Below are 23572 nucleotides of genomic sequence, written 5' to 3'. Positions count from 1 at the left end.
CGCGGCACGCGCGGCTGTCCCGCGCTTCGGCTCAGCCCAGCGGGGTGTCGCGCCCTCAGTCCGGCGGGGAGGTGGCGCCGCCTCAGTCCGGCAGGGCAATGGCGCCGCCCTAGCCCGGCAGGGAACCGGCGCCTCAGCCCGGCAGGGAAGTGGCGCAGCCTCAGCCCAGGCGGGGTATCTCGATGGCCGGGCAGCGGTCCATCACCATGTCCAGGCCCGCCGCGCGGGTGCGCTCGTACGCCGCCTCGTCGACCACGCCGAGCTGGAACCACACCGCCTTGGCGCCCTTGGCGACCGCCTCGTCCGCGACCGCGCCCGCGAGGGCGCTGTTGACGAACACGTCCACCACGTCCACCTCGAAGGGGATCTCCGCCAGGGACGCGTACCCCTGCTCCCCGTGCACCGTCTCCGCCTTGGGGTGGACGGGCACCACCCGCTTGCCGTACCGCTTGAGCACGTCCGCCACGCCGTACGCCGCGCGTGACTGGTTCGAGGACAGGCCGACCACCGCCCAGGTGTCACCGGTCTCGGTGAGGATCCTGCGGACCGTCTCTGCGTCGCCGTACATCCCGTCGGCCTCCTTCGGCCTTGCCGTGCCTCGTCGCCCCCGCCAGTGGGCGGAAACAACCCCCGCCTCGACAACGGCCGACGCCACGCGAAGATTCCCGGGCGGAAATCGTGCCGCGGCGCCCCGAACCCCCGGCACATGCTGCGCCCGGCCGCCCGCCCGCCTACGCTCGCCACGTGTTGCGCATCACCGACGCCCGAACCGGCGAACCCGTCGAGGCCGCGCCCGCCCGCCGTGGCCTCACCCGGGTCGAGGCCCATGCCACGGGCTTCGACACCACCGCCCTGCGCGTGCTGCTCGTCGCCGACCTCCTCGTGCGCGCCCTGGAACTCGGCGGCACACCGGTCTGGGCGCTGCTCAGCGGCGGACGTGACCACGCGGAACTCCGGGCGGGCGCCGCCGCCCTCGGCATCCGCCCCTTCGAGGACACCCGGGACGTCGGCGGGCCCGGCCTGGGCGAGACCCAGGTCCTCCAGGTGGCCGTCGCCCGCGGCGGCACCGCGCCCGACGACGGGGCGCCGGGTGCCCACGGCGGGGTGCGGGTCGCCGTGGCGCCCGTGGACGCGGTGCCGGACCCGGCCGCGGCCGGGGACGACCCGGCGATCCTCCGCTTCGCCCTGCTGGCCCGCCGCCGGGACCGGCCGGTGCGGCTGGACGCGGCCACCCTGGGCGAGGCGCGCGACACCCTCACCGACTGGCGGCGGGCCGTCGCCACCTGGGCGCGCCAGCCCTCCCGGCCGATCCCCGACGAGGTGCGCGCCGATCTGCGGGCCGCCTGGGAGGACGACCTCGACGTCCCCGGCGTGCTCCGGGTCCTGCACCGGGTGCGGACCGAGCCGGACCTGCCGGACGGCGCCCGCTTCGAGACCTTCGCCTACGCCGACCGGCTGCTCGGCGTGGACCTCACGCGCGACCTGGGCTCCCCCGCGTGAGCGACCGGGCGGGTGCGGGCCCGCGGCGCCGCCTGGTCGTGCTCCGGCACGCCAAGTCCGCCTGGCCGGACGGCGTGCCCGACCACGAACGCCCCCTCGCGCCCCGTGGCCGCCGGGACGCCCCCGCCGCGGGCCGCGCCCTCGCCGCGGCCGACTGCCTGCCCGACCTCGCCCTGTGCTCCACCGCCGTACGCGCCCGCCAGACCTGGGACCTGGCCGCCGCCCAGTGGGCCACACACGCGCGCGTACGGCACGATCCCCGGCTGTACGCCGCCGACGTGCCCACCCTGCTGACCGCCGTCCACGAGGCGCCGCCCGACGTCGGCACCCTGCTCCTCGTCGGCCACAACCCGGGTCTGGAGGACCTCGTCCTCGCCCTGGCCGGGGACGGCGCCGACGACACCCTGGCCCGCCTCCGGACGAAGTTCCCCACCTCGGCCCTGGCCGTCCTCACCTGGTACGGCACCACCTGGCGGGCCCTCCTCCCGGGCACCGCCCTGCTCACCCGCTTCGAAGTGCCGCGAGGCGAGAAGTAGGGCGCCCAGGGCCTCCTCCTGAAGGAGGAGCCGTACGGCATAGGCTGGCCCGATGCAGGACGAGTACCGCACGGTCGCCCGCGCGGGTGTGCACGAGACCGAGGTCAACCGCTCCCGCTTCCTGTGCGCGCTCGCCCCCGCGGCCAGCGAGCGGGAGGCGCAGGAGTTCATCGCCGCCGTGCGCAAGGAGCACGCCGACGCCACCCACAACTGCTGGGCCTACGTCGTCGGCGCCGACGCCGCCGTGCAGAAGGCCAGCGACGACGGCGAACCCGGCGGCACCGCGGGCGTCCCCATGCTCCAGATGCTGCTGCGCCGCGACATGCGGTACGTCGTCGCCGTCGTCACCCGCTACTACGGCGGCGTCAAGCTCGGCGCGGGCGGCCTCATCAGGGCGTACGGCGGAGCGGTCGGCGAGGCGCTCGACGCCGTCGGCACCCTCACCCGCCGCCGGTTCCGGCTGGCCACGGTGACCGTCGACCACCAGCGCGCGGGCAAGCTCCAGAACGACCTGCGCGCCACCGGCCGCGAGGTCCGCGACGTCCGCTATGGCGAGGCCGTCACCATCGACATCGGCCTCCCGGACGCCGACGTCCCGTCCTTCCGCTCCTGGCTCGCCGACGCCACCGCCGGAACGGCGGCGCTCGAACTGGGCGGCGAGGCGTACGGCGACGCCTGACAAAGCGGGCATCCAGGCGGTAAGCGGGATAACTCCCACGTTCAAAACCGGTCGTGACGGGGCGATACGGGAGTGACCGCCCGTGCTGTCAGACCCGGCCGTTAGTCTCGGGGATCATGCGACTGCTGCACACTTCCGACTGGCATCTCGGCCGGGCGTTCCACCGGGTGAACATGCTCGGTGCCCAGGCCGAGTTCATCGGCCACCTCGTCACGACCGCCCGGGAGCGGGACGTGGACGCGGTGGTCGTGTCGGGGGACGTGTACGACCGGGCGGTGCCGCCGCTGGCCGCCGTCGAGCTGTTCGACGACGCGCTGCACCGCCTCGCCGACCTCGGCGTGCCCACGGTGATGATCTCCGGCAACCACGACTCCGCGCGCCGCCTCGGTGTCGGTGCCGGGCTCATCGGCCGGGCCGGGATCCACCTGCGGACCGAGCCCTCGGCGTGCGGCACACCGGTGGTGCTCCAGGACGCGCACGGGGACGTCGCCTTCTACGGTCTGCCCTATCTCGAACCCGCCCTCGTCAAGGACGCGTTCGGTGTCGAGAAGGCCGGGCACGAGGCGGTGCTGGGCGCCGCCATGGACCGCGTCCGCGCCGACCTCGCCACGCGCGCGCGGGGCACCCGGTCCGTCGTCCTCGCGCACGCCTTCGTCACCGGCGGCCAGGCCAGCGACAGCGAGCGGGACATCACCGTCGGCGGGGTGGCCGCCGTGCCCGCCGGGGTCTTCGACGGCGTCGACTACACCGCGCTGGGGCACCTGCACGGCTGCCAGACCATCACCGAGCGCGTGCGCTACTCCGGCTCCCCGCTGCCGTACTCCTTCTCCGAGGCCCAGCACCGCAAGAGCATGTGGCTCGTCGACCTCGGGCCGGACGGGTCGGTGAGCGCCGAGCGCGTGGACTGCCCCGTGCCCCGGCCGCTGGCCCGGATCCGCGGCACCCTGGAGGAACTGCTCGCCGACCCGGCGCTCGCCGAGCACCAGGAGGCGTGGGTGGAGGCGACGCTCACCGACGCCGTGCGCCCGTCCGAGCCCATGGCCCGGCTCAGCGAGCGCTTCCCGCACACCCTCAGCCTCGTCTTCGACCCCGAACGCGCCCCGGACGACCCCGACGTGTCCTACGCCCGACGGCTCGCGGGCCGCGCCGACCAGGAGGTCGCCGAGGACTTCGTCGCCCACGTGCGCGGTGCCGGACCCGACGCGCGCGAACGGGCCGTGCTGCGGGACGCGTTCGACGCCGTGCGCGCCGACCGCACCGTGCGGGAGGTGGCGGGATGAGGCTGCACCGGCTGGACATCACCGCCTTCGGACCCTTCGGCGGCACCCAGAGCGTCGACTTCGACGCCCTGTCGGCGGCCGGGCTGTTCCTGCTGCACGGCCCGACCGGCGCGGGCAAGACCTCCGTCCTCGACGCCGTCTGCTACGCCCTCTACGGCGCGGTCCCCGGCGCCCGCCAGAGTGGCCAGGGCATCACCCTGCGCAGCGACCACGCCGCGCCCGGCACGCGCACGTCCGTGACGCTGGACCTGACCGTCGCGGGGCGCAGGCTGGAGATCACCCGGCAGCCGCCCTGGGAGCGGCCCAAGAAGCGCGGCACCGGCACCACCCTGGACAAGGCGCAGAGCTGGCTGCGCGAGTACGACGCCGTGGCCGGGGCCTGGAAGGACCTCAGCCGCTCCCACCAGGAGATCGGTGAGGAGGTCACCCAACTGCTCGGGATGAGCCGGGAGCAGTTCTGCCAGGTCGTGCTGTTGCCGCAGGGCGACTTCGCGGCCTTCCTGCGCGCCGACGCCGAGAAACGCGGCAGGCTCCTCGGCAAGCTCTTCGACACCCACCGGTTCGCGGAGGTGGAGAAACGCCTCGCGGAGCGCCGCCGGGCCACCGAGGCCGACGTCCGCGAGGGGGACGCGGAGCTGCTGGCCGACGCCCACCGGATGCAGCAGGCCGCAGGCGACGCCATGGCACCGCCCGAGCTGCAACCCGGCGACCCCGGCCTCGCGGACGCCGTACTGAGCGCAGCCGCCGTCGCCCGCAGCACCGCGCGCGAGCAGCTCACCGTGGCGGAGAGCGGCCTCACCGCCGCCGAGTCCGGCCAGCACGCCGCCGACCGCGCCCTGGACGACGTACGCGAACTGGCGCGGCTGCAAAGGCGGTTCACCGAGGCGCGGGAGCGGGCGCGGCGGCTGGAGGAGCGGTCCGAGGCGCACCGGCAGACGCAGGCGCGGCTGGAGCGCTCCCGCAAGGCCGAGGCCGTCGCGCCCGCCCTGGAGCTGCGGGAGGCCGCCGACGCCGAGCACCAGCGGGCGGCCCGCGCGGAGACACGCGCGCGTGCGCAACTGCCGGACGCCTTCGCGGACGCCGGGGCGGCCGGGCTCGCCGCCGCCGCGCGCCGCGCCACCGAGGAACTGGGCGGCCTGGAGTCCGCCCGCCGCGCCGAACAGCGGCTCACCGAACTCACCGGCGAGCGCGCCGACCTGGACCGCCAGGAGCGCGCCGACGAGGACGTGCTCGCGGAGACGGAGACCTGGCTCGCCGACTGGGAGACCGTCCGCTCCGCCCTCCAGGAGCGGATCGACGCCGCCCAGCAGGCCGCCGCCCTCGCCGAGCAGCTCGCCGTACGCCGCGACCCCGCGCGGCAGCGCCTGACGGCCGCCCGGCTGCGCGACCAGCTCGCCGGGGACACCGACGCCGCCCAGCGGCGGGCCCTCGCCTCCGGGGAGGCCGCTCTCAAGGCCCGCGCGCACTGGCTCGACCTGAAGGAACAGCGGCTCACCGGCATCGCCGCCGAACTGGCCGCCAGCCTCAAGGACGGCGAACCCTGCGCCGTCTGCGGCGCCACCGCGCACCCGGCGCCCGCGCGGAAGGTCGCCGGGCACGTCGACCGCGCGGCGGAGGAACGGGCGCTGGCCGACTACCAGCGCGCCGAGGAACGGCACGCCGAGGACGAACAGCGGCTCGGCACCGTTCGCGAGGCCCTCGCCGCCGCCACCGCCGAGGCGGGCGACGCGCCCACGGACCAGCTCGCCGCCGAGGCCGACGAACTGGAGCACGCCTACACGCGGGCCCGCCGCGACGGCTCCGCCCTGCACGCCCTGCGCGAGGACCTGCGCGCCGCCGAGGAGGAGCACGCGCGGCGCACCGCCGAGGGACAGCGGGCCGCCCTGCGCACGGCGTCCCGGGTCGCCCGCCGCGACGCCCTCGACCGGGAGCGGGCCACCCTGGAGCGCGAGCTGGCGCAGGCCACGGGCGGCTCCGGCAGCGTGGCCGCGCGAGCCGCGCAACTGGAGCGGCAGACGGCCCTGCTCACCGACGCCGCCGACGCCGCCCGCACCGCCGAGGACACCGCCCAGCGCCTCAAGGACGCCGACGCCCGCCTCGCCGACGCCGCCTACCGGGCGGGCTTCGACACGCCCCGCGCCGCCGCCGACGCCCTGCTCGACGACGCCGCCCACCGTGAGCTGCAACGACGGCTCGACGACTGGCAGACCGAGCAGGCCGCCGTACGCGCGGTGCTCGCCGAGGCCGACACCGTGGCCGCCGCGGCCCAGCCAGCCGCCGACCTCGCCGCCGCCGAAGAGGCCGCCGCCACCGCCGCGCGGCGGGTCCGCGAGGCCGCCTCCGCGCGGGACGCCGCCGCCCGCCGCTGCGCCGAGCTGGACCGGCTCTCCGCGCGCGCGGCCACCGCCGTACGGCGGCTCGCGCCGCTGCGGGAGGAGTACGACCGGGTGGCCCGGCTGGCCGCCCTGGCCGCGGGCACCTCCGCCGACAACGGACGCCGGATGCGGCTGGAGTCGTACGTCCTGGCCGCCCGCCTCGAACAGGTCGCCGCCGCCGCGACCGTACGGCTGACCCGGATGTCGTCCGGCCGCTACACCCTCGTCCACTCCGACGACCGCACCGGACGGGGCCGCAGCGGGCTCGGGCTGCACGTCGTGGACGCCTGGACCGGCCGGGAGCGGGACACCGCGACGCTCTCCGGCGGGGAGACGTTCTTCGCGTCGCTGGCGCTGGCGCTGGGCCTCGCGGACGTCGTCACCGACGAGGCGGGCGGGGTGCGCCTGGACACCCTCTTCATCGACGAGGGCTTCGGCAGCCTCGACGACCAGACCCTCGACGAGGTCCTCGACGTCCTCGACGCGCTGCGGGAGCGGGACCGCAGCGTCGGCATCGTCAGCCACGTCGCCGACCTGCGGCGCCGCGTCCACGCCCAACTGGAGGTGGTCAAGGGCAGATCCGGGTCGACGCTGCGGCAGCGGGGCGCCGGGTAGGCGTCAGCGGCCCAGCGGGCGGCGCGGCAGCGGGGAGGAGTAGACGACGCTCGTCGTCACCGAGCCCAGCGCGCCGATCTTGCCCGACACCTCCTCCAGGTGGGACATGGAGCGCGTGGCGACCTTGATCACGAAGCAGTCGTCGCCGGTGACGTGGTGCGCCTCCAGGATCTCCGGTGTCGCCGCGACCAGGTCGTGGAAGGGCTTGTAGTTGCCGGTCGGGTAGCGCAGCCGGACGAAGGCCAGGATCGGCAGGCCGAGCCGCTCCGGGTCGACCACCGCCGCGTAGCCCTGGATCACCCCGGCCTCCTCCATGCGCCGCACCCGCTCGGTGACCGCGCTCGCGGACATGGAGACGGCGCGGGCCAGCTCGGCGAACGACGCCCGCCCCTCGCGCTGGAGGACGTCGAGGATGCGCCAGTCGGTGGCGTCCGGGGAATACGCGGTCATCCCCGAGGAATAGCAGGGAGATCCCCGGCGGATCAAGTCGAACGCCGGGGATCGCCGGTTCAGTGAGTGGATCAGCGGACGTAGATTTCTGCCATGACCACCACAGCCGTGACCAGCGCAGTCGGGACCAGCGCAGTCGGGACCACCACAGCCGTGACCAGCTCAGCCATGAACAGCGCCGCCTCCGTGAACCCCGTCCTGCGCGTCGCGCCCGCCGCCCCCGCCGAGGCCGCCGCCCACTTCCGCGCCAGCCTCGCCTTCCACGCCGACGTCTCCGACGTGGCCGCCGCCCTCGCGAGGGACGGCGACCCCGGCTTCGTCGTCCTGGACTCCCGGTCCACCGAGGCGTGGGACCAGGGCCACGTCCCCGGCGCCGTGCACCTGCCCACCGCGCTCATCCCCGAGCAGGCCGAACAGCTCCTCGACAAGGCCGTGCCGGTCGTGACGTACTGCTGGGGCCCCGGCTGCAACGGCGCCACGCGCGCCGCCCTCGCCCTCGCCGAACTCGGCTACCAGGTCAAGGAGATGCTCGGCGGCTTCGAGTACTGGGCGCGCGAGGGCTTCGAGTTCGAGACCTGGCAGGGCCGCGAGCGCCGCCCGGCCGACCCGCTGACGGCGCCCCTGGAGGGCGACGACTGCGGCTGCTGACGCGGAAAGAGGGGGTGGCGGGACCACTGTGCTCCCGCCACCCCCACCCCGTCACAGCCGGGACAGCTCGTCCACCAGGTCGTCCAGGCCCAGCGAACCCTGCGAGAGCGCCGCCATGTGCCACGCCTTCAGGTCGAAGGAGTCGCCGTGCCGCTCACGGGCCCGGTCCCGGCCGAGCAGCCAGGCACGCTCACCCAGCTTGTAGCCGATCGCCTGGCCCGGGATCGTCAGATAGCGGGTCAGCTCGCTCTCCACGAAGTCCGCCGGACGGCTGCTGTGCGACCCGAAGAACTCCTGCGCCAGCTCCGGCGTCCACCGCTCCCCGGGGTGGAACGGCGAGTCCGCCGGGATCTCCAGCTCCAGGTGCATACCGATGTCGACGATCACCCGCGTGGCCCGCATCATCTGCGCGTCCAGGTAGCCGAGCCGCCGCTCCGGGTCGGTGAGGAAGCCCAGCTCGTCCATCAGCCGCTCCGCGTACAGCGCCCAGCCCTCGCAGTTGGCGCTGACCTGGCCCAGCGTCGCCTGGTAGCGGGACAGCTTCCCGGCGACGTACGTCCACTGCGCGAGCTGGAGGTGGTGGCCCGGCACCCCCTCGTGGTACCAGGTCGACACCAGGTCGTAGACGGGGAAGCTGGTCAGGCCCATCGTGGGCAGCCAGGTGCGGCCGGGGCGGGAGAAGTCCTCCGACGGCGCGGTGTAGTACGGGGCCGCGGCGCCGCCCGGCGGGGCGATGCGCGACTCCACCTTCCGCACCGGCTCGACCAGTTCGAAGTGCGTGCCGTCGAGCGCCGCGATCGCCTCGTCCATCAGGCCCTGGAGCCACTCCCGGACCTCGTCGACGCCCTCGATGCGCCGCCCGTGCTCGTCGAGGTGCGCCAGCGCCACCCACGGCGTGGCGGCACCGGGGAGGATTTTCTCGGCCTCCTGCCGCATCTCGCCGAGCAGCCGGTGGAACTCGGCCCAGCCGTACGCGTACGCCTCGTCCAGGTCGAGGTCGGTGCCGTTGAAGTAGCGCGCCAGGCGGGCGTAGCGCTCCCGGCCCACCGTGTTGGGGGCGCCCTCGATCGTCGGCGCGTACACGTCCCGCATCCAGTCGCGCAGTTCCACCACGGCGGCGGTCGCCGCGCGGGCGGCCTCGTCCAGGTCGGCGCGCAGCGCCTCGGGACCGGCCGACGCGAAGTCCTCGAACCAGCCGCGCCCGGTGCCGTCCGTGTCGGACCACTCCGTGAGCTGCTCGATGAACGTCGCCGTCGGCCGCGGCGCCCCGTACAACTTGCGGTCCAGACCGAGCGCGAGGGACTCCCGGTAGCCCGCCAGCGCGGCCGGGACCGCGCGCAGCCGCTCCGCGATCGCCGCCCAGTCCTCGTCCGTGTCGGCCGGGGTCACCGTGAACACCTCGCGCACCGAGTGCGGCGGCATCCCCAGGTTGCCGACCGCGCGCAGCCCCTCGTCCGCCTCGTGCACGGCGAGTTCGGCGGTCAGCCGCTCCCGCAGCAGGCGTGCGCACCGGCGCTCGATGTCACTGTCCGCGCCGGGCTGGCGCTCCGCCTCGTCGAGCTTGGCGAGCGTCGTCCGGGCCAGGTCCGCGATCGCCTCCTGACCGGCGGGGGAGAGGTCGGGCAGTCGGTTCGCGGACTCCCGCACCCCCAGGTAGGTGCCGGTGATCGGGTCGAGCGCGATGAACTCGTCGACGTAGGCGTCGGCGACCGCGCGGGGCAGCGGGCTGTTCGTCTCCGGCTGGCTGGTCTCTGGCAGGCTCGTCTCTGACATGCCGCCCATCCTCGTACGGTGATCCGCCGCGCGTCAGCCCGATTGCGCCGAGGGCGTAGGCGGCAGCAGCGGGCCGCAGTCCCACTGCTGGAAGATCAGCCGTGTCTCGACCCGGGCCACCTCCTTGCGGGAGGTGAACTCGTCCAGGACCAGCCGCTGCAAGTCGGCCATGTCCGCGACCGCGACATGGACCAGATAGTCGTCGGGACCGGTGAGGTGGAAGACGGTCCTGGACTCCGGCAGCGCCCTGATGCGCTCCACGAACGGCCCCACCAGCTCCCGCCGATGCGGTCTGACCTGCACCGACAGCAACGCCTGGAGACCGCGGCCGAGCTTCGCCGGGTCGAGGCGCAGTTGATGGCCGAGAATCACCCCCGCCCGCCGCAGCCGCGTCACCCGGTCCAGACAGGTCGACGGGGCGACCCCGACCTGCGCCGCGAGGTCCCGGTACGTCGTCCGGGCGTCGTTCTGCAACAGGCGCAGCAGTTCGAGGTCCACCGGATCCAGTTCGACGGAGTCAGCCATCCGTCGAACGTAACACGGCCAACGCCCGCTATGGCCCGGTCGTCGTTCACCCTGTCGTCCATGGATAACACCTCCATGGAGACACCGGTCGCGCCCCGGACCCTGCGGGCCCTGGCGACCGAAGCCGTGCACGCGGGCCGCGACGACCTCGCCCGGCAGGGCCTGCACGCCGCGCCGATCGACCTGTCGACGACCTACCCGTCGTACGACAGCCGTGGCGAGGCCGCCCGGATCGACGCCTTCGCCGCCACCGGCGCCGAACCGGACGGTCCCCCCGTCTACGCCCGGCTCGGCAACCCCACCGTCGCCCGCTTCGAGACCGCGCTGGCCCGGCTTGAGGGCACCGAGGCCGCCGTCGCGTTCGCCAGCGGGATGGCCGCGCTGAGCGCGGTGCTGCTGGTGCGGGCCTCGCTCGGGCTGCGGCACGTGGTCGCCGTACGGCCGCTGTACGGGTGCAGCGACCATCTGCTGACCGCGGGGCTGCTGGGCTCCGAGGTCACCTGGACCGACCCGGCCGGGGTCGCGGACGCGCTGCGCCCGGACACCGGCCTGGTGCTGGTCGAGTCCCCGGCCAACCCGACCCTCGCCGAGACCGATCTGCGGGCGCTGGCGCACTCCTGCGGGTCGGTGCCGCTGCTGGTGGACAACACCTTCGCCACGCCCGTCCTCCAGCGGCCCGTGGAGCAGGGGGCGCGGCTGGTGCTGCACAGCGCCACCAAGTACCTCGGCGGCCACGGCGACGTGATGGCGGGCGTGGTGGCCTGCGACGAGGAGTTCGCCGGGCGGCTGCGGCAGGTGCGGTTCGCCACCGGGGGAGTGCTGCACCCGCTCGCCGGATACCTGCTGCTGCGCGGCCTGTCGACGCTGCCGGTGCGGGTGCGCGCCGCCTCCGACAACGCCGCCGAACTCGCCCGCCGCCTCGCCGCCGACCCGCGCGTGGCCGCCGTCCACTATCCGCGCATCGGCGGCGCGATGGTCGCCTTCGAGACGTACGGCGATCCGCACGACGTCATCGGCGGCGTCCGGCTCATCACCCCCGCCGTCAGCCTCGGCAGCGTCGACACCCTCATCCAGCACCCGGCCTCCATCAGCCACCGCATCGTCGACGCCGACGACCGCCGCGACGCCGGGGTGAGCGACCGCCTCCTGCGGATGTCGGTGGGCCTGGAGGACGTGGACGACCTGTGGGCTGACCTGGACCAGGCGCTGGGTGCAGGGCATCGCCCTGAAGGTGTACGGGGCACGACCGCGGCTGGGCATCGCCCCTAGGGGGCGCGGGGAACTGCGCGACCAGCCACGACGGCGCGGTAGCCGACAGACGACCCGAGCCGACCGGACACCGCACGCCCAGCGGAGCGCCTAGCTCCGCTCGGCGTGCCGCTCCCGCGGCTCGTCATACGGCAACCGCGACCGCACCGGCGTGGCGTCGAGCCGGGCGGTGATCACCAGGGTGCCCTCCTCGATCTGGTAGTCGAGCGGCAGCCCGAGGCCCCGCATCGCGGCGACCATGCCGGTGTTCGCCGCCTGCGTGACCGCGTACACGCTCTCGCAGCCCGCCTCGACCGCCATCGCGACCAGCCGGCCCAGCAGTTCGCCGCCGATGCCCCGGCGCTGCCACTCGTCCTCGACGAGCAGCGCGACCTCCGTCTCGTCGCCGTCCCACAGCAGGTGGCCGAGCCCGACGAGCCGCCCGGAGCCGGTCACCACCGCGAGGGTGCGTCCGAAGCGCGGGCTGAGCAGGTGGTTCAGATAGCGGTCGGCGTCCCTGACCGGCCCGTGGTACCGCAGTTGGAGCGTCTCCTTCGAGCACCGCTCGTGCATCTCCTTGGCGGCGTCCAGATCACGCTCGTCGGCCCGGCGTACGGTGATCGCGTCGCCCTCGGGCAGCGTCAGCACGTCCTGGCCGCGCGGCATCCGCGGCCCGAGCCGGGTGTCCAGCTCGACCAGGGCCCGCGCCCGCGCGAACTCGGTCGGCGTGAACGGCAGGTACGGCCGCTCCACGGTGATCACCCCGCCCTCCGGCGCGCGCAGCCGCATCACCGTGTCCTCCAGCACGCCCTCCAGCGGCACGCCGTCCGCCGCGCGGTGGCCGCCGTCCGGCGTCGCGGGCAGCGAGCGGATGGTGCAGCGCCCCAGCAACTGGCGCAGCGCCAGCGGCAGTTCCGCCGCGTCCAGCGCGGTGCGGGTCGCCAGGCCCAGGATGCGGGTCGGCGCGTCCACCAGGTCGTGGGCGTCGGCCCGCTCGATCCAGGTGCCGGTGCCCCCGGCCAGCGCCACCGCCCGGGTGATCTCGGCGGGCGCCAGTTCGCCGGGGGCGCGCAGCAGGAACTCGTCGACGGTGCCGTGCCCCAGGGGGTGGGTCTGGAGACTGAGAATGTCCACGCGGTGGTCGGCCAGCGCCGTGCACAGCGCGGCCAGCGAGCCCGGCTGGTCCTTCACCGTGGTCCGCATCCGCCACAGCGTGCTCTCTGCGGGCGCCACGCCCAGGGGCGGCCCGGCCTGCTCCTCGGGGGAGCGCGGCCGGGCACCGGTATCGCTCGTCGGGGGCGCGTGCCCGTGGCGCCGTGCCCACCAGGTGTGGAAGGCGGCGGTCGCCAGCAGCACGACCGCCGAGATCGTCAGCAGGGCCGGGCCGTCGGGGCCGTGACCGATCAGGTTGGCCACGGCGTCCGCCACCGCGACCGCCGTGAACAGGGCGGCGAGTTCGACGACGTCCCGTCGCCAGTGGTGCACGGGACGCCCGTCTTTCGCGCGCGTCACATCAGACATGTTCGGAGTCATGGAACCACTGTGAAGGAAGGGTGTTGCGTGATCACGAACGCTCTGTGACTGATCGGTAAAGCGTGCATCTGCACCTTTTGTAGGTTTTCTTACGGTTGTGTTGCGGCGGTGGTGCGGTCCGATGACGGGCCTGGTCAGACGCCCATCAGGTCACGCCGCCGCCAGGTCAGCCCTAGCCAGGTCACGCCGCCGCGTCCTCCACGAGTGCCCCGCGCAGTCGCCGGGCCTGCGCCACGAGCCGGGACGAGCCCCGCCGGGCCGCCGTCTGCGCCAGGTGCGGTATCTCGCCGCGCGCCCTGGACCGCTCGGCGCACTCGGCGGCCACCGCCAGCAGCTCGCCCAGACCGCGCGCCGGAGCGGACCCGCCGCCCGTCGCCAGGTCGGCCAGCAGCACCGGCAGGGTGTGCTGGAGCACGCCCCACACCGTGGCGTGCGCGCCGGTGGCCGCCGCCGTCCGCGCCGACTCGGCCAGCCGCAGCGGCTTCACCGCGCCGCGCCGGACCAGGTCCCCGAGGTCGGCGCCCAGCCCCGCGGTGTCGAGCTGTCCGCGCGCCGCCAGCACCAGCAGCGCGTCCACCGCCGCCAGCCGGTCCTCCGGATGCCGCGCGCCCAGGGCGTAGGCCAGGCCCAGGTGGACGGCGTCGCCCGCGGCGCCGCCGGACTCGGCGAGCGACGGCAGGATCGCGGCGGTGCCCCGGCCGTCGTCCACGGCCAGCGCGGACAGGTCCCGCACCAGCCGCGCCGCCACCAGCTCGCGCCGCTCGGGCAGCAGGGCCAGCCAGTGCGCGCGTATCGGCGTCTCCCAGTGCGGGCAGTACCGGTGCTCCGCGAACGCGGACACCGGCCGGGCCAGGGGCTGGAACTGCGCCGGGAAGTCCGCCGCGAACGCGAGCAGTTCGGGGACCTCGCCGTACTCGACCAGCAACCGGCTGCCCGCGACCCGGCGCCCCCGCGTGGGCGCGGCGGGCTCCGGCGCGGTCAGCCAGCGGGCCAGCCGGTCGCCCGCCGTCGTGCCGAGGGCGGCGGCCCGCCCGGCGGCGGCGACCGCCGCCGCCCGGTCGGAGCGGCGCACCCGCAGCAGGGCCTGCGCGAGGTCGGACGGCGCCACCTCCGCGCCCAGCCGCCGGTAGGCGTCCAGACGGTCCACCAGCTCCTCCGGCTCCAGCAGTCCGCTGCTCCAGCTCGGCGTCGACAGCAGCAGCGGCAGCGGATCGGTGGCCAGCCGGTACGCCACCTCCCACAGCCGGGCGTCGAAGGCGCGCGACAGGGCGCTGTGCACACAGTCGCGGACATCCGCCCCGTGCGTAACCGCGCGGCGCAGGGTGGAGGTGCGGACACCGCCGAACAGGGTGGCGAGCACCAGCTCAAGTCCCTGCGCCGCGTTGAAGAACCCGCGGTGGGCGCTGGTGAGGTACGCCTCCGTGCGGTACCGGACGACCGCGTCGTCGCCCCGCCACCACTGCCGTGCCACGACCGGCTCCAGCGCCTCCAGCAGCCCCTTCCGGTCGGTGTGCGCGTGCCGGACCAGCCCGTCCAGCGCGCGTTCGAAGCCGGTCACGTCGTCGGGGGCGAGCAGGGCGGCGCCGGTCTCCTCGGCGACCTCGGCCGCCGTCCCCGGAGCGGGGGCGAGCCGCACCGGCACCGGCACCGGCGGCAGCACCTCGGCGTACCCCGCGTCGGAGGGGGAGGCCGGGGCCGCGCCCAGCGTCCCCACCGCGCGGGCGCGCAGCGCGGGGATCAGCCGCTCGGCGTCCGCCGCCAGCCGGTCGCGCAGCTCCGGTGAACCGGCCTTCTTCAGATACCGCTCCACCAGCTTCAGCGCCCGCTCCTGGACGTCGGAGTCCTCGTGCCCGAACGCCTCGGCCACCGCGGGCAGCAACTCCTCGGCCGCGGTCGCGTCCCGCGCGAGCACCTTCCCCAGCAGCACCAACTGGGCCCGCACCAGCTTCTTCTCGCTGCGGAACAGCACCGCGCCCGACATCTCCGCCAACTGGCGGGACTCCAGCTCACCGTCGAGCGCCAGCGACGCCAGCACCGACTGGGCGTGCGCGGCCACCGGGGACGGCGCGTCCGAGGCCAGGGCCAGCCAGTCGGCGATCCGCTCGCGCGCCTCCGCCCGGCTGAGCGCGAGGGACTTCAGCAGCCGCAGGAACAGCCGCAGGTCGGCGGAGGTACCGCCGCGCAGCAGCCGGGCCACGCACGCGTCCACCGTCGCCCCGCGGTCCAGGACGCCCCGCGCGGTGAGTCCGGCGAGGGCGCCGGTCCAACTGTCCGGCCCGTCGTCGTTGGGCCAGCCCAGCCTGCCGCCGATGTCGTCGGTCTCGAACAGCGCGGCCACCAGCGGCACCAGGTGCCGGTCCCGCGCCAGCCGGTCCATCAGCGTGCCCCCGAGCTGCCAGGAGCCGTGCACGTGGTCCACCCAGCCCCGCACATAGGCGTCCGTCGTCGGCGCCGCGCACCCGGCGAGCCGCACCAGCCCGGCCATCAGCTCGTACGGCACCCAGGCCGTCGCCGGACGCTCCGCGAGCCGGTGCGCCACGTCGGCCAGCCAGTCGCTCTCCCGGTCGCCCAGCACGTGCAGCAGCAGCGCGGGCGACGCGCCCGACCAGCGCATGTCGGACGCCGCGAGCCAGCTCGTCACCCCGGCGGCCCCGGTCTGGCAGGCCGCCCCCGCCACGTGCAGGGCGGGGTAGGCGCGCCGCGCCTGGGAGTTCCACGGCTCCTTGCGCAGTTCCTTGCGCAGCTCCCGCAACTCGGGGAAGCAGGCCCGCCGTTCGGCGTCCGTCAGACCATCCAGCAGCCCCACGACCTCCGCCGTCCGGCCCGCCCGCACCAGCTCCAGCAGCGAACTCATCGCACACCCCCGTCGACCGTCGTCGTCATCGGCTCGGCCGCGGCGCCCCGCCGCACCATCCGCACCGCCAGCGCGTGCTTGCAGGGGCCGCGCCCGCCCCGGTACTTCGCCCACCACACGCAACTGCAGCTGAGCCGCCCGTGCTCCTCCCGCACGTGGTGTGCGTGGCCGTCCTCGGCCGTGACCGTCGCCAGGGCGCCGTCCACGGCGACCGCGCCCGCCGCCACCAGCGCGCGGGCCGAGCGCAGCCGTGGGTTGTGGCGCTCCACGCGCCCTGCGTCGTAGGGCAGCTCGCGGTGGAAGTAGGCCGCCTCCGCCGGGTCGTAGCCGACGCGGCCCGAGGTGCCGAGGCGGACCAGCGCCGCCCGCACCCGGGGCACCGGCAGCCCGGAGGCGGCGGCGAGGTCGGCGACGTCGACGCGCGGCTCCCAGGCCAGCAGCACCGAGATCAGCTCCGCGTCCTCGCCCGCCTCGTCGGTGGCGAGCGCGTCCAGCACGCCGCCCTCGCCGGAGAACCCGCGCGAGGCGTCCGGCGACAGTGTCAGGGTGAGCCGCATCCCGGGCAGGACGACCTCCCAGGCGCTGGCCACGGCGGCGGACGCGGGAGCGGCCGGGCCGTACACCCTGAGGGCCGTCGCGTGGCGCAGCACCCGCTGGAGGGCGATCAGCCGCTCCGGTCCCGGCAGGCAGACCGCGCCGGGCACCGCCCGGGTCGTCGGCCGCAGCGTGGCCCCGGCGGGCACCACCCAGCGGGCCCCGCCGGACGCGCCCCGGGTGCCGCCGCGCGGCAGCGCCCGCAGGAACCGCACCGCCTCCGCCGCGGGCAGCTCCGCCCGCGGTTCGAAGTCGGCCGCGATCACCTGGGCCTCGGCGAAGCCGCGCAGCCAGCGGTCGGGCAGCGGGACCTTCTTCTCCACGACCGGCCCGTCCAGCGTGGTCACCGCCAGCTCCTGCGGGCCGACCCGCAGGTGCAGCGGGTCGTCCGTGCCGATCCGCGACAGGGCCTCCCGCAGCGGGTTGTTGACGTCCACGTTGGTCGTGCCGTGGCCCACCTCGCCGCCGTCGAGGCCCGCCGACAGCACGTCGAGGCGGGCGTACACCCCGCCGCAGCCGGAGAACGACTCGAAGCGCAGCCGGTCGCCGTTGCCCGTGACCACCGGGTCGAGGGAGGCCCGCGACTGCCGCTGGTAGTAGCGGGCCGCCGCCACGTCGGCCACGGCCAGCAGACCCGCCGACGCCACCTGAGGCGACGTCAGAAAGCCCGCGAAGAACTGCGGGTGGTCGCGCACGCCCGAAGACGTCGCACCCCGGGAGGTCTCCAGCCCGAGGCGCCGTCCGCCCGCTGCGGACTCCAGCACGGAGGGTCGCCGGTAGGTCACGGCCTGCATGGATCGCGTCATGGGAAGACCGTACGGGTGACCACTGACAATCCGGCCTGACCTGCGAAAACGCCCTGCTGTGGGAGGAGTTGGAACGCGGGCCGCGCACCGGGGGATGACACCGGTGCGCGGCCCGCCTCCGAGCGTACGGGAGGGTGACTACTGGCCGACCCGGCCCGGCTGGAGCACCTTGGTGAACAGCACCGTGCCGTCCTGTTCGCGCAGCCGGACCGTCAGCTCCGCGCTGTCGCCGTCGATGGCGACCTCGCCGAAGAACTGGTAGCCACCGGCCGGGGAGACGTTCGACGCGGTCGGCGCCTTCACGAACACCCGCTCCGGACCGAAGGTGCCGTCGAGCGCGTTGGCCGGGAACGCACCGGCGTTGAGCGGGCCCGAGACGAACTCCCAGAACGGTTCGAAGTCGGTGAACGCCGCCCGCTCCGGCTGGTAGTGCTGCGCCGACGTGTAGTGCACGTCCGCCGTCAGCCACACCGTGCCGGTGATCCGCCGGTGCTTGACGTACCGCAGCAGCTCCGCGATCTGGAGTTCCCGCCCGAGCGGCGCGCCCGGGTCGCCCTGCGCCACCGCCTCGATGTGCGGCTTGCCGTCGGTGCCGTCCGGGACGACCAGGCCGAGCGGCATGTCGGAGGCGAGCACCTTCCACACCGCCCGCGAGCGGGACAGCTCCCGCTTGAGCCACTCCAACTGCTCACGGCCGAGGATGCCCTGCGCGTCGGTGGTCTGGTCGTCGGGGGAGTTGGCGTTGCGGTAGGTGCGCATGTCCAGCACGAAGACGTCCAGCAGCGGGCCGTAGTGCTGCACGCGGTGCACCCGGCCGCCCGGGCGGCGCGGCGTCGAGAGGGGGAAGTACTCCGAGAACGCCTGCCGGGCGCGGGCGGCGAGCACGTCGACGCTCTTCTCGGTGTACCGGGCGTCGGTGAGGATCTCGCCGGGGTACCAGTTGTTGGTGACCTCGTGGTCGTCCCACTGGACGATGGACGGCACCTGCGCGTTGAACCGCTTCAGGTTCTCGTCGAGCAGGTTGTACCGGAAGTTCCCGCGGAACTCCGCGAGCGTCTCGGCGACCTTGGACTTCTCCTCGGTGGTGACGTTCCGCCAGGTACCGCCGGCAGGCAGCGCGGCCGTCGCGGAGATCGGGCCGTCGGCGTACACCGTGTCGCCGCTGAAGAGGAAGAAGTCCGGGTCGAGCGCGGCCATCGCCTCGAAGATGCGGTAGCCGCCGAGGTCGGGGTTGATGCCCCAGCCCTGCCCGGCCAGGTCGCCGGACCACACGAAGCGCACGTCGTCGCGGCGGCTCGCGGACGCCGTGCGGAACGTGCCGGTGACCGGCTCGCCGGTGCGGCGCGGGTCGTGCGGGTCGGCCAGCAGCACCCGGTAGTGGATCTGCTCGCCAGACGGCAGCCCGTGCAGCCGGGTGGTGCCGGTGAAGTCGCTGTCGGCGCCGAGGAGCGGGCCGTGCCACCGGCGCGGGTTGCGGAACGACTCCGTCGCGGACGTCTCGACGACCATCCGCGCGGGACGGTCGGAACGCACCCACACCAGACCGGAGTCCGCGGTCACGTCACCGGTCTGGACGCCCCAGCCCGCCGAGGGACGACCGGACAGGGCGAGCGCCGGGGCCGCGCCGAGGGCGCCGGGCAGGGTCAGGGCGGCCGACGCGGCGAGGGAGCCGCGCAGCACGCTGCGGCGGCCCGGTGACGGGCGGTGGGACATGGATGGACCTCCAGGACGTCCAGGGCGGAAACCGGCCGTGTGCCCTGCCACAACTACTGGCACCCCGCAGCGCACACGGAAACCAGAAGTGAACAACTGACCGGAAACCGTCCCGGTGCTCAGGACGGTGTGCCTCGCACCGCCTCCGCCATCAGCCGTACGCCCTCCCTGATCCGCGACGGCGGCAGATGGGCGTAGCCCAGCACCAGCCGCACGACCGGCATATCCCCGGACGGGCCCGCCCCGGCGCCCTGGTGCCGGTAGGCCGACAGCGTCCGCACCGCCACCCCCGCCGCCGCCACCCGCGCGAGGAACCGCTCCTCCGGGCCGTAACCCTCCGGCAGGGCGGCGATGACGTGCAGGCCCGCCGCGATGCCGGTGACCTCCGCGCCCGGGAAGTGCTCGGCCAGGGCGGCGACCAGGGCGTCGCGGCGCTCCCGGTACGCCTGGCGGCAGCGGCGCAACTGGCGGTCGTAGTCGCCGTGCTCAAGGAAGCGGGCGAACACCGCCTGGTCGAGGGTCGGATGGCCGAGGTCCATGGTCCGCTTGCGCCGTACGACGTCCTCGGCGAGCGCCTCCGGTACGAGGAGCCAGCCCAGCCGCAGCCCGGGGGCCAGCGACTTGCTGACCGACCCGGCGTACGCCACGCGCGCGGGGTCCAGGCCCTGGAGGGCGCCCACGGGGGCGCGGTCGTAGCGGAAGTCGCCGTCGTAGTCGTCCTCCAGGACCAGCCCGTCGACGGACCGCGCCCAGTCGAGGAGTTCGGCGCGGCGCCGCGCGGAGTAGGCGATCCCGGTGGGGAAGTGGTGCGACGGCGTCGTCAGCACCGCCCGGACCCCTGACGCCCGCAGCGGGCCGAGGGCGAGGCCCTCGTCGTCGGTCGGCACCGGGACGACGGTGACGCCGGTGGTGGGGTACAGGGCGTCCAGGTGCGGGCTGCCGGGGTCCTCCACGCCGACGGCGTCGATCCCGCGCGCGTGGAGGACGTGCCCGAGCAGCGTCGTCGCCTGGGTCACCCCGGAGACGATCACCAGCAGCTCCGGGTCGGCGACCACGCCCCGGCGCCGGGCGAGCAGCCCGGCCAGCGCGGTACGCAGCCGGGGCAGACCGCGCGGGTCGGGGTAGCCGAGGTCCTGGTGCGGCAGCTCCGCCAGCACGGCGCGCTGCGCGGCGGCCCACGCGGCGCGCGGGAACAGCGACAGGTCGGGGGTGCCGGGCACGAACCCCACGTGGGCGTCGGAGGAGCGGGGAGCGAGGTCACGCGCGCGTGGCCGGGCCGCCCGCACCGCGTCGCCCACCCATGTCCCCGCGCCGCGCCCGGCACGCAGATAGCCCTCCGCCGTCAACTGCTCGTACGCCTCGGTCACCAGCCCGCGCGACACCCCGAGGTCCGCCGCGAGGTCCCGGCTGGACGGCAGCCGGGTCCCCGGCGTGAACTGTCCCGAGCGGACCGCCTCCCGCAGCGCGGCCTGCAGCGACCGCCCACGCGCGCGTGCGGGCGCCGAGGCGGCGGCGAGGAGCAGTTCCCTCGCGGGGGCGGACACCACCGCCGGTGATGCGGTGGACTCGGAGGACGGTCCGGCGGCCCCGGACGGCGACGACGTCATGCCCGAGGACCCTAGGCCAATCCACCCCCGCCCCGCCCCCGTGTTTCACGAGGGGTTCCCCCAACTGCCGCGTAAACAGAGTGAAAGACCGCAGCGAGGGGGCAGGCTGATGTCGGGCCCCGGTACCGTACGCGCAATCCTGGAGCGCCCGTGGATGCCAAGAACCGCTTCGAGACGAAGACCACCTTCGCGCTTTCCCGGCTCGAATGGCTGGCCGCTCTCGCCGTCTCACTCGTACTCGCCTTCCAGCACTACTCGGAAATCCGCTGGTGGGTCTTCGTACTGCTCTTCGCGGTGATCGACGTCATCGGCTACATTCCCGGCGCCATCGCTTACCGGCGCAGTCCGGACAAACGTATCTCCCGCGGCTACTACGTGGCCTACAACACCATGCACAGCCTGGTCACGGCCGGTGTGCTGGCCGGAGCCTGGGCGCTCTTCGTCCGGCCGGAATGGGCCCTCCTCGCGCTTCCCATCCATCTCATGGGCGACCGGGCGCTGTTCGGGAACTCCCTGAAACCGTTCGGTGTCTCCTTCGAGCCGGAAACCGACCCGGCGTACCGGGATTTCGAGCAGAAGTACGGAAACGAATCGGCACGGGTCCCGATGGAGGGCACGAATGCAGTCGGTGCTTGACACGCTCGCCGCACACAGCGACAACCCCAGTTCCTTTCTCGCCCTGAACAGCGGCAACGAGTATTTCCGCGACGACCGTTTCGACGGCGCCTGCGCCTATCGCCGGTCCGGCCGGTACGTGCTGCAATTCGGCGGCCCGTTCACCGCGCCGGAACACCGCGCCGAGCTGCTGACGTCCTTCGCCGAGCACGCCGGGCGGCGGCTGGTCGCCGTACAACTCCAGCGCGAGGACGCCGAGTTGTACGCGCGGCACGGGTTCACCGTCAACCAGATCGGGGCGTCCTACGCCGTCGACCTGGCCCAGTTCACGCTGCGCGGCTCGAAGTTCGTACGGCTGCGCAACAAGATCTCCCGGGCCCGGCGGGCCGGTCTCGAGGTCGCCGAGCTGCGGCCCGACGACGACCCCGCGGAACTCGACGCGCTGGACGACCGCTGGCTGCGCGACAAGGGCCGCCACGTCAAGGAGCTGCGGTTCCTCGTCGGGCAGCGCACCGGTCCGCTCCAGGAGCACCGCAGGCTGTTCGTCGGCCGGATCGAGGGGCAGGCCGTCGGGTACATCAACTACTCGCCCGTCTACGGCAGCCGCCCCGGCTGGCTGCACGACCTCAGCCGCAGGCTGCCGGAGGCGCCACCCGGTGTGATGGAGGCCCTCAACGCCACCGTCATCGAACAGTTCACCGCCGAGGGCGCCGGGTGGCTGCACTTCGGGTTCACCCCGTTCACCGGGCTGTCCGAGGAGCACGAACTGCCGGGCGCGAGCCGGATGTTCACCCGGTTCGCCCGGCTGCTGGCGGAGCACGGCACGGCGATCTACCCCGCCGCCTCGCAGCTTGAGTACAAGGAGAAGTGGGCCCCGCACGCGGTCCTCCCCGAGTACCTCGCCTTCCTGGGCAAGCCCCGCCTCGGCGCCGTATGGCAGCTACTGCGCGCCACCAACGCCGTATGACCCCGGTGAGCCACGCCCCGTGACCACCGGTGTACCGACGACGACCCGACCCTGGAGGACTGGACGTCCATGAGATTCCTCGAGCGTGAACGCACCACCCTGGCCAAGCTGCTGCCCGACCTCGACCCCGCGCTGCGCGAGATCCCGCTGATGGAGCTGGAGCGGCCGGGCAGCCCCGGCATCAAGCTGTTCCGCGACAGCGGCGGCCCGGGGCTGCTGGTCCCCGAGTCGCACCAGGGCCGGGGGGCCACCGCGCTGGACGCGCTGCGGGTGCAGCGGGCCATCGGCGCGCGCTCGCCGTCGCTGGCCGTGGGCACCACCATGCACCACTTCTCCATGGCCACCCTCGTCGGTCTCGGCGCCCTCGGCGACGGCATGGAGTGGATGCTGATCGAGGGCGTCGCCGCCTCCAACCGGATCATCGCCTCCGGTTTCGCCGAGGGCCGCAGCGGCGCGGGCATCTTGGAGCCGACGATGACCGCCGAGGTCACCGGGGACGGCGTACGGATCAACGGCGTCAAGCGGCCGTGCAGCCTCGCCAAGTCCATGGACGTGCTCACCGCCAGCGTCCTGGTGCCCCGTGAGGACGGCCAGGGCGAGGAGGTCGCGGTGGCGCTGGTGCCCGCCGAGAGCGAGGGCCTGACCGTCAGCGGCTTCTGGTCCAGCACGTTCCTTGCGGGCGCCGAGAGCGAACAGGTCACGCTGACCGACGTCCTCGTACCGCCCGAACTGCTGCTGCGCACCGCCGCGCCCGCGGGCCAGCGCCTCGACGAACTCCAGACGGCCGGACTGATCTGGTTCCAGGTGCTGATGACCGGCAGCTACCTCGGCGCCGCCAGCGCCCTTGTGGAGCGGGTGCTGCTCAACGACCGCATCCCCGAGCACGAGCGCGTACGGCTGTTCGTGGAGACCGAGGCGGCGATGGCCACCGCCGAGGGCGTCGCCCGCCGCGTCGACGCCGGGGACCTCGGCGAGTCCGCGCTCGCGCAGGCCCTGTACGTCCGCTACGGCGTCCAGGACGCCCTCGCCCGGATCGTGCCGCGCGCCGTGGAACTCCTCGGCGGCCTGAACTTCATGACCTCCGACGAGGTCGGCCACCTCGCCGCCAGCGCCAACGGGCTCGCCCTGCACCCGCCGTCCCGGGCCCGGATGACCGGCCCGTTCTCCGAGTACCTCGCCGACCAGCCGCTCGCGATCGCCTGACGGCACCGCCCCCGCCACCCCGCACCAGCCGCCACCCAGCCCGCCACCGAA

Annotated in this window: 19 protein-coding genes; 10 read left to right on the top strand and 9 right to left on the bottom strand. The window is 74.7% G+C overall.

Features of this window, described 5'->3' with window-relative positions; translation table 11 throughout:
* Window positions 1-160: 160 nt before the first annotated feature.
* Complete coding sequence (locus ACFQZ6_RS04770) at window positions 161-568, bottom strand: CoA-binding protein (protein WP_381605097.1); 408 nt, start codon at window positions 566-568, stop codon at window positions 161-163.
* A gap of 176 nt (window positions 569-744) precedes the next feature.
* On the opposite strand from ACFQZ6_RS04770, the gene ACFQZ6_RS04765 reads away from it, so the two are divergent.
* The 5 genes from ACFQZ6_RS04765 to ACFQZ6_RS04745 all read left to right on the top strand — a co-directional run bounded on the left by ACFQZ6_RS04765 (window position 745) and on the right by ACFQZ6_RS04745 (window position 6985).
* Window positions 745-1500, top strand: a complete 756-nt coding sequence (locus tag ACFQZ6_RS04765; RefSeq protein WP_381605096.1) for a hypothetical protein — start codon at window positions 745-747, stop codon at window positions 1498-1500.
* Window positions 1497-2036: a SixA phosphatase family protein gene (locus ACFQZ6_RS04760; RefSeq protein ID WP_381605095.1), complete on the top strand. Its 540-nt coding sequence runs from the start codon at window positions 1497-1499 to the stop codon at window positions 2034-2036. Before ACFQZ6_RS04765 ends, ACFQZ6_RS04760 begins: the two co-directional genes overlap by 4 nt.
* Before the next feature lie 52 nt (window positions 2037-2088).
* Complete coding sequence (locus ACFQZ6_RS04755; protein WP_381605094.1) at window positions 2089-2715, top strand: YigZ family protein; 627 nt, start codon at window positions 2089-2091, stop codon at window positions 2713-2715.
* A gap of 116 nt (window positions 2716-2831) precedes the next feature.
* A complete protein-coding gene (locus ACFQZ6_RS04750; RefSeq protein WP_381605093.1) occupies window positions 2832-3995 on the top strand; it encodes an exonuclease SbcCD subunit D in 1164 nt (387 codons plus the stop codon).
* Window positions 3992-6985 carry an AAA family ATPase gene (locus tag ACFQZ6_RS04745; protein WP_381605092.1) on the top strand — a complete coding sequence of 998 codons (2994 nt, stop codon included), beginning with the start codon at window positions 3992-3994 and terminating at the stop codon, window positions 6983-6985. Before ACFQZ6_RS04750 ends, ACFQZ6_RS04745 begins: the two co-directional genes overlap by 4 nt.
* A gap of 3 nt (window positions 6986-6988) precedes the next feature.
* Here ACFQZ6_RS04745 and ACFQZ6_RS04740 read toward each other — a convergent pair whose 3' ends face one another.
* Entirely contained in the window at window positions 6989-7435 is a 447-nt protein-coding gene (locus ACFQZ6_RS04740) for an Lrp/AsnC family transcriptional regulator (RefSeq protein WP_381605091.1), read from the bottom strand.
* A gap of 168 nt (window positions 7436-7603) precedes the next feature.
* On the opposite strand from ACFQZ6_RS04740, the gene ACFQZ6_RS04735 reads away from it, so the two are divergent.
* On the top strand, window positions 7604-8083 hold the full coding sequence (locus ACFQZ6_RS04735) for a rhodanese-like domain-containing protein (protein ID WP_381618079.1): 480 nt from the start codon (window positions 7604-7606) through the stop codon (window positions 8081-8083).
* Between the two features lie 51 nt (window positions 8084-8134).
* Here the strand turns inward: ACFQZ6_RS04735 and ACFQZ6_RS04730 are convergent, their stop codons facing one another.
* Window positions 8135-9856 (bottom strand): DUF885 domain-containing protein, encoded by a 1722-nt coding sequence (locus tag ACFQZ6_RS04730; protein ID WP_381605090.1) that lies wholly within the window; start codon window positions 9854-9856, stop codon window positions 8135-8137.
* A gap of 33 nt (window positions 9857-9889) precedes the next feature.
* Complete coding sequence (locus tag ACFQZ6_RS04725; RefSeq protein WP_210919923.1) at window positions 9890-10381, bottom strand: Lrp/AsnC family transcriptional regulator; 492 nt, start codon at window positions 10379-10381, stop codon at window positions 9890-9892.
* A 60-nt stretch (window positions 10382-10441) separates the two neighbouring features.
* Here ACFQZ6_RS04725 and ACFQZ6_RS04720 point away from each other — a divergent pair, with 60 nt between their 5' ends.
* Window positions 10442-11650, top strand: a complete 1209-nt coding sequence (locus ACFQZ6_RS04720; RefSeq protein WP_381605089.1) for a trans-sulfuration enzyme family protein — start codon at window positions 10442-10444, stop codon at window positions 11648-11650.
* 90 nt (window positions 11651-11740) lie between these two features.
* Here ACFQZ6_RS04720 and ACFQZ6_RS04715 read toward each other — a convergent pair whose 3' ends face one another.
* From ACFQZ6_RS04715 to pdxR, 5 genes are all read right to left on the bottom strand, one after another.
* A complete protein-coding gene (locus tag ACFQZ6_RS04715) occupies window positions 11741-13150 on the bottom strand; it encodes a GNAT family N-acetyltransferase (RefSeq protein WP_381605088.1) in 1410 nt (469 codons plus the stop codon).
* A 193-nt stretch (window positions 13151-13343) separates the two neighbouring features.
* Entirely contained in the window at window positions 13344-16016 is a 2673-nt protein-coding gene (locus tag ACFQZ6_RS04710; RefSeq protein WP_381605087.1) for a DUF7824 domain-containing protein, read from the bottom strand.
* Window positions 16013-17416, bottom strand: a complete 1404-nt coding sequence (locus ACFQZ6_RS04705; RefSeq protein WP_381605086.1) for an SWIM zinc finger family protein — start codon at window positions 17414-17416, stop codon at window positions 16013-16015. The genes ACFQZ6_RS04710 and ACFQZ6_RS04705 overlap by 4 nt, the downstream gene beginning before the upstream one ends.
* Window positions 17417-17554: 138 nt before the next feature.
* Window positions 17555-19129, bottom strand: coding sequence for an alkaline phosphatase D family protein (locus tag ACFQZ6_RS04700; protein ID WP_381605085.1), 1575 nt, complete (start codon window positions 19127-19129; stop codon window positions 17555-17557).
* A 119-nt stretch (window positions 19130-19248) separates the two neighbouring features.
* On the bottom strand, window positions 19249-20736 hold the full coding sequence (gene pdxR / locus ACFQZ6_RS04695) for a MocR-like pyridoxine biosynthesis transcription factor PdxR (protein WP_381605084.1): 1488 nt from the start codon (window positions 20734-20736) through the stop codon (window positions 19249-19251).
* Window positions 20737-20886: 150 nt separating this feature from the next.
* Between pdxR and ACFQZ6_RS04690 the strand changes: the two genes are divergently transcribed.
* From ACFQZ6_RS04690 to ACFQZ6_RS04680, 3 genes are all read left to right on the top strand, one after another.
* Window positions 20887-21372 (top strand): hypothetical protein, encoded by a 486-nt coding sequence (locus tag ACFQZ6_RS04690; protein ID WP_381605083.1) that lies wholly within the window; start codon window positions 20887-20889, stop codon window positions 21370-21372.
* Entirely contained in the window at window positions 21356-22318 is a 963-nt protein-coding gene (locus ACFQZ6_RS04685; RefSeq protein ID WP_381605082.1) for a bifunctional lysylphosphatidylglycerol flippase/synthetase MprF, read from the top strand. The genes ACFQZ6_RS04690 and ACFQZ6_RS04685 overlap by 17 nt, the downstream gene beginning before the upstream one ends.
* 69 nt (window positions 22319-22387) lie before the next feature.
* Window positions 22388-23521 (top strand): acyl-CoA dehydrogenase, encoded by a 1134-nt coding sequence (locus tag ACFQZ6_RS04680; protein WP_381605081.1) that lies wholly within the window; start codon window positions 22388-22390, stop codon window positions 23519-23521.
* Window positions 23522-23572 lie beyond the last annotated feature (51 nt).

Origin of the sequence: Streptomyces flavalbus (genome assembly GCF_042674625.1) — a bacterium.
In the GTDB taxonomy this organism is placed as follows: domain Bacteria; phylum Actinomycetota; class Actinomycetes; order Streptomycetales; family Streptomycetaceae; genus Streptomyces; species Streptomyces flavalbus.
This window is presented reverse-complemented; position numbering and strand designations above follow the sequence as displayed.

Bases quoted from the DNA above. Each gene is read 5' to 3' on its own strand.
- ACFQZ6_RS04725 (WP_210919923.1), bottom strand. From the start codon at position 10,381: ATGGCTGACTCCGTCGAACTGGATCCGGTGGACCTCGAACTGCTGCGC.
- ACFQZ6_RS04735 (WP_381618079.1), top strand. From the start codon at position 7,604: ATGAACAGCGCCGCCTCCGTGAACCCCGTCCTGCGCGTCGCGCCCGCC.
- ACFQZ6_RS04755 (WP_381605094.1), top strand. From the start codon at position 2,089: ATGCAGGACGAGTACCGCACGGTCGCCCGCGCGGGTGTGCACGAGACC.
- pdxR (WP_381605084.1), bottom strand. From the start codon at position 20,736: ATGACGTCGTCGCCGTCCGGGGCCGCCGGACCGTCCTCCGAGTCCACC.
- ACFQZ6_RS04770 (WP_381605097.1), bottom strand. From the start codon at position 568: ATGTACGGCGACGCAGAGACGGTCCGCAGGATCCTCACCGAGACCGGT.
- ACFQZ6_RS04685 (WP_381605082.1), top strand. From the start codon at position 21,356: ATGCAGTCGGTGCTTGACACGCTCGCCGCACACAGCGACAACCCCAGT.
- ACFQZ6_RS04700 (WP_381605085.1), bottom strand. From the start codon at position 19,129: ATGTCCCACCGCCCGTCACCGGGCCGCCGCAGCGTGCTGCGCGGCTCC.
- ACFQZ6_RS04730 (WP_381605090.1), bottom strand. From the start codon at position 9,856: ATGTCAGAGACGAGCCTGCCAGAGACCAGCCAGCCGGAGACGAACAGC.
- ACFQZ6_RS04740 (WP_381605091.1), bottom strand. From the start codon at position 7,435: ATGACCGCGTATTCCCCGGACGCCACCGACTGGCGCATCCTCGACGTC.
- ACFQZ6_RS04715 (WP_381605088.1), bottom strand. From the start codon at position 13,150: ATGTCTGATGTGACGCGCGCGAAAGACGGGCGTCCCGTGCACCACTGG.
- ACFQZ6_RS04705 (WP_381605086.1), bottom strand. From the start codon at position 17,416: ATGACGCGATCCATGCAGGCCGTGACCTACCGGCGACCCTCCGTGCTG.
- ACFQZ6_RS04680 (WP_381605081.1), top strand. From the start codon at position 22,388: ATGAGATTCCTCGAGCGTGAACGCACCACCCTGGCCAAGCTGCTGCCC.
- ACFQZ6_RS04720 (WP_381605089.1), top strand. From the start codon at position 10,442: ATGGATAACACCTCCATGGAGACACCGGTCGCGCCCCGGACCCTGCGG.
- ACFQZ6_RS04745 (WP_381605092.1), top strand. From the start codon at position 3,992: ATGAGGCTGCACCGGCTGGACATCACCGCCTTCGGACCCTTCGGCGGC.
- ACFQZ6_RS04750 (WP_381605093.1), top strand. From the start codon at position 2,832: ATGCGACTGCTGCACACTTCCGACTGGCATCTCGGCCGGGCGTTCCAC.
- ACFQZ6_RS04710 (WP_381605087.1), bottom strand. From the start codon at position 16,016: ATGAGTTCGCTGCTGGAGCTGGTGCGGGCGGGCCGGACGGCGGAGGTC.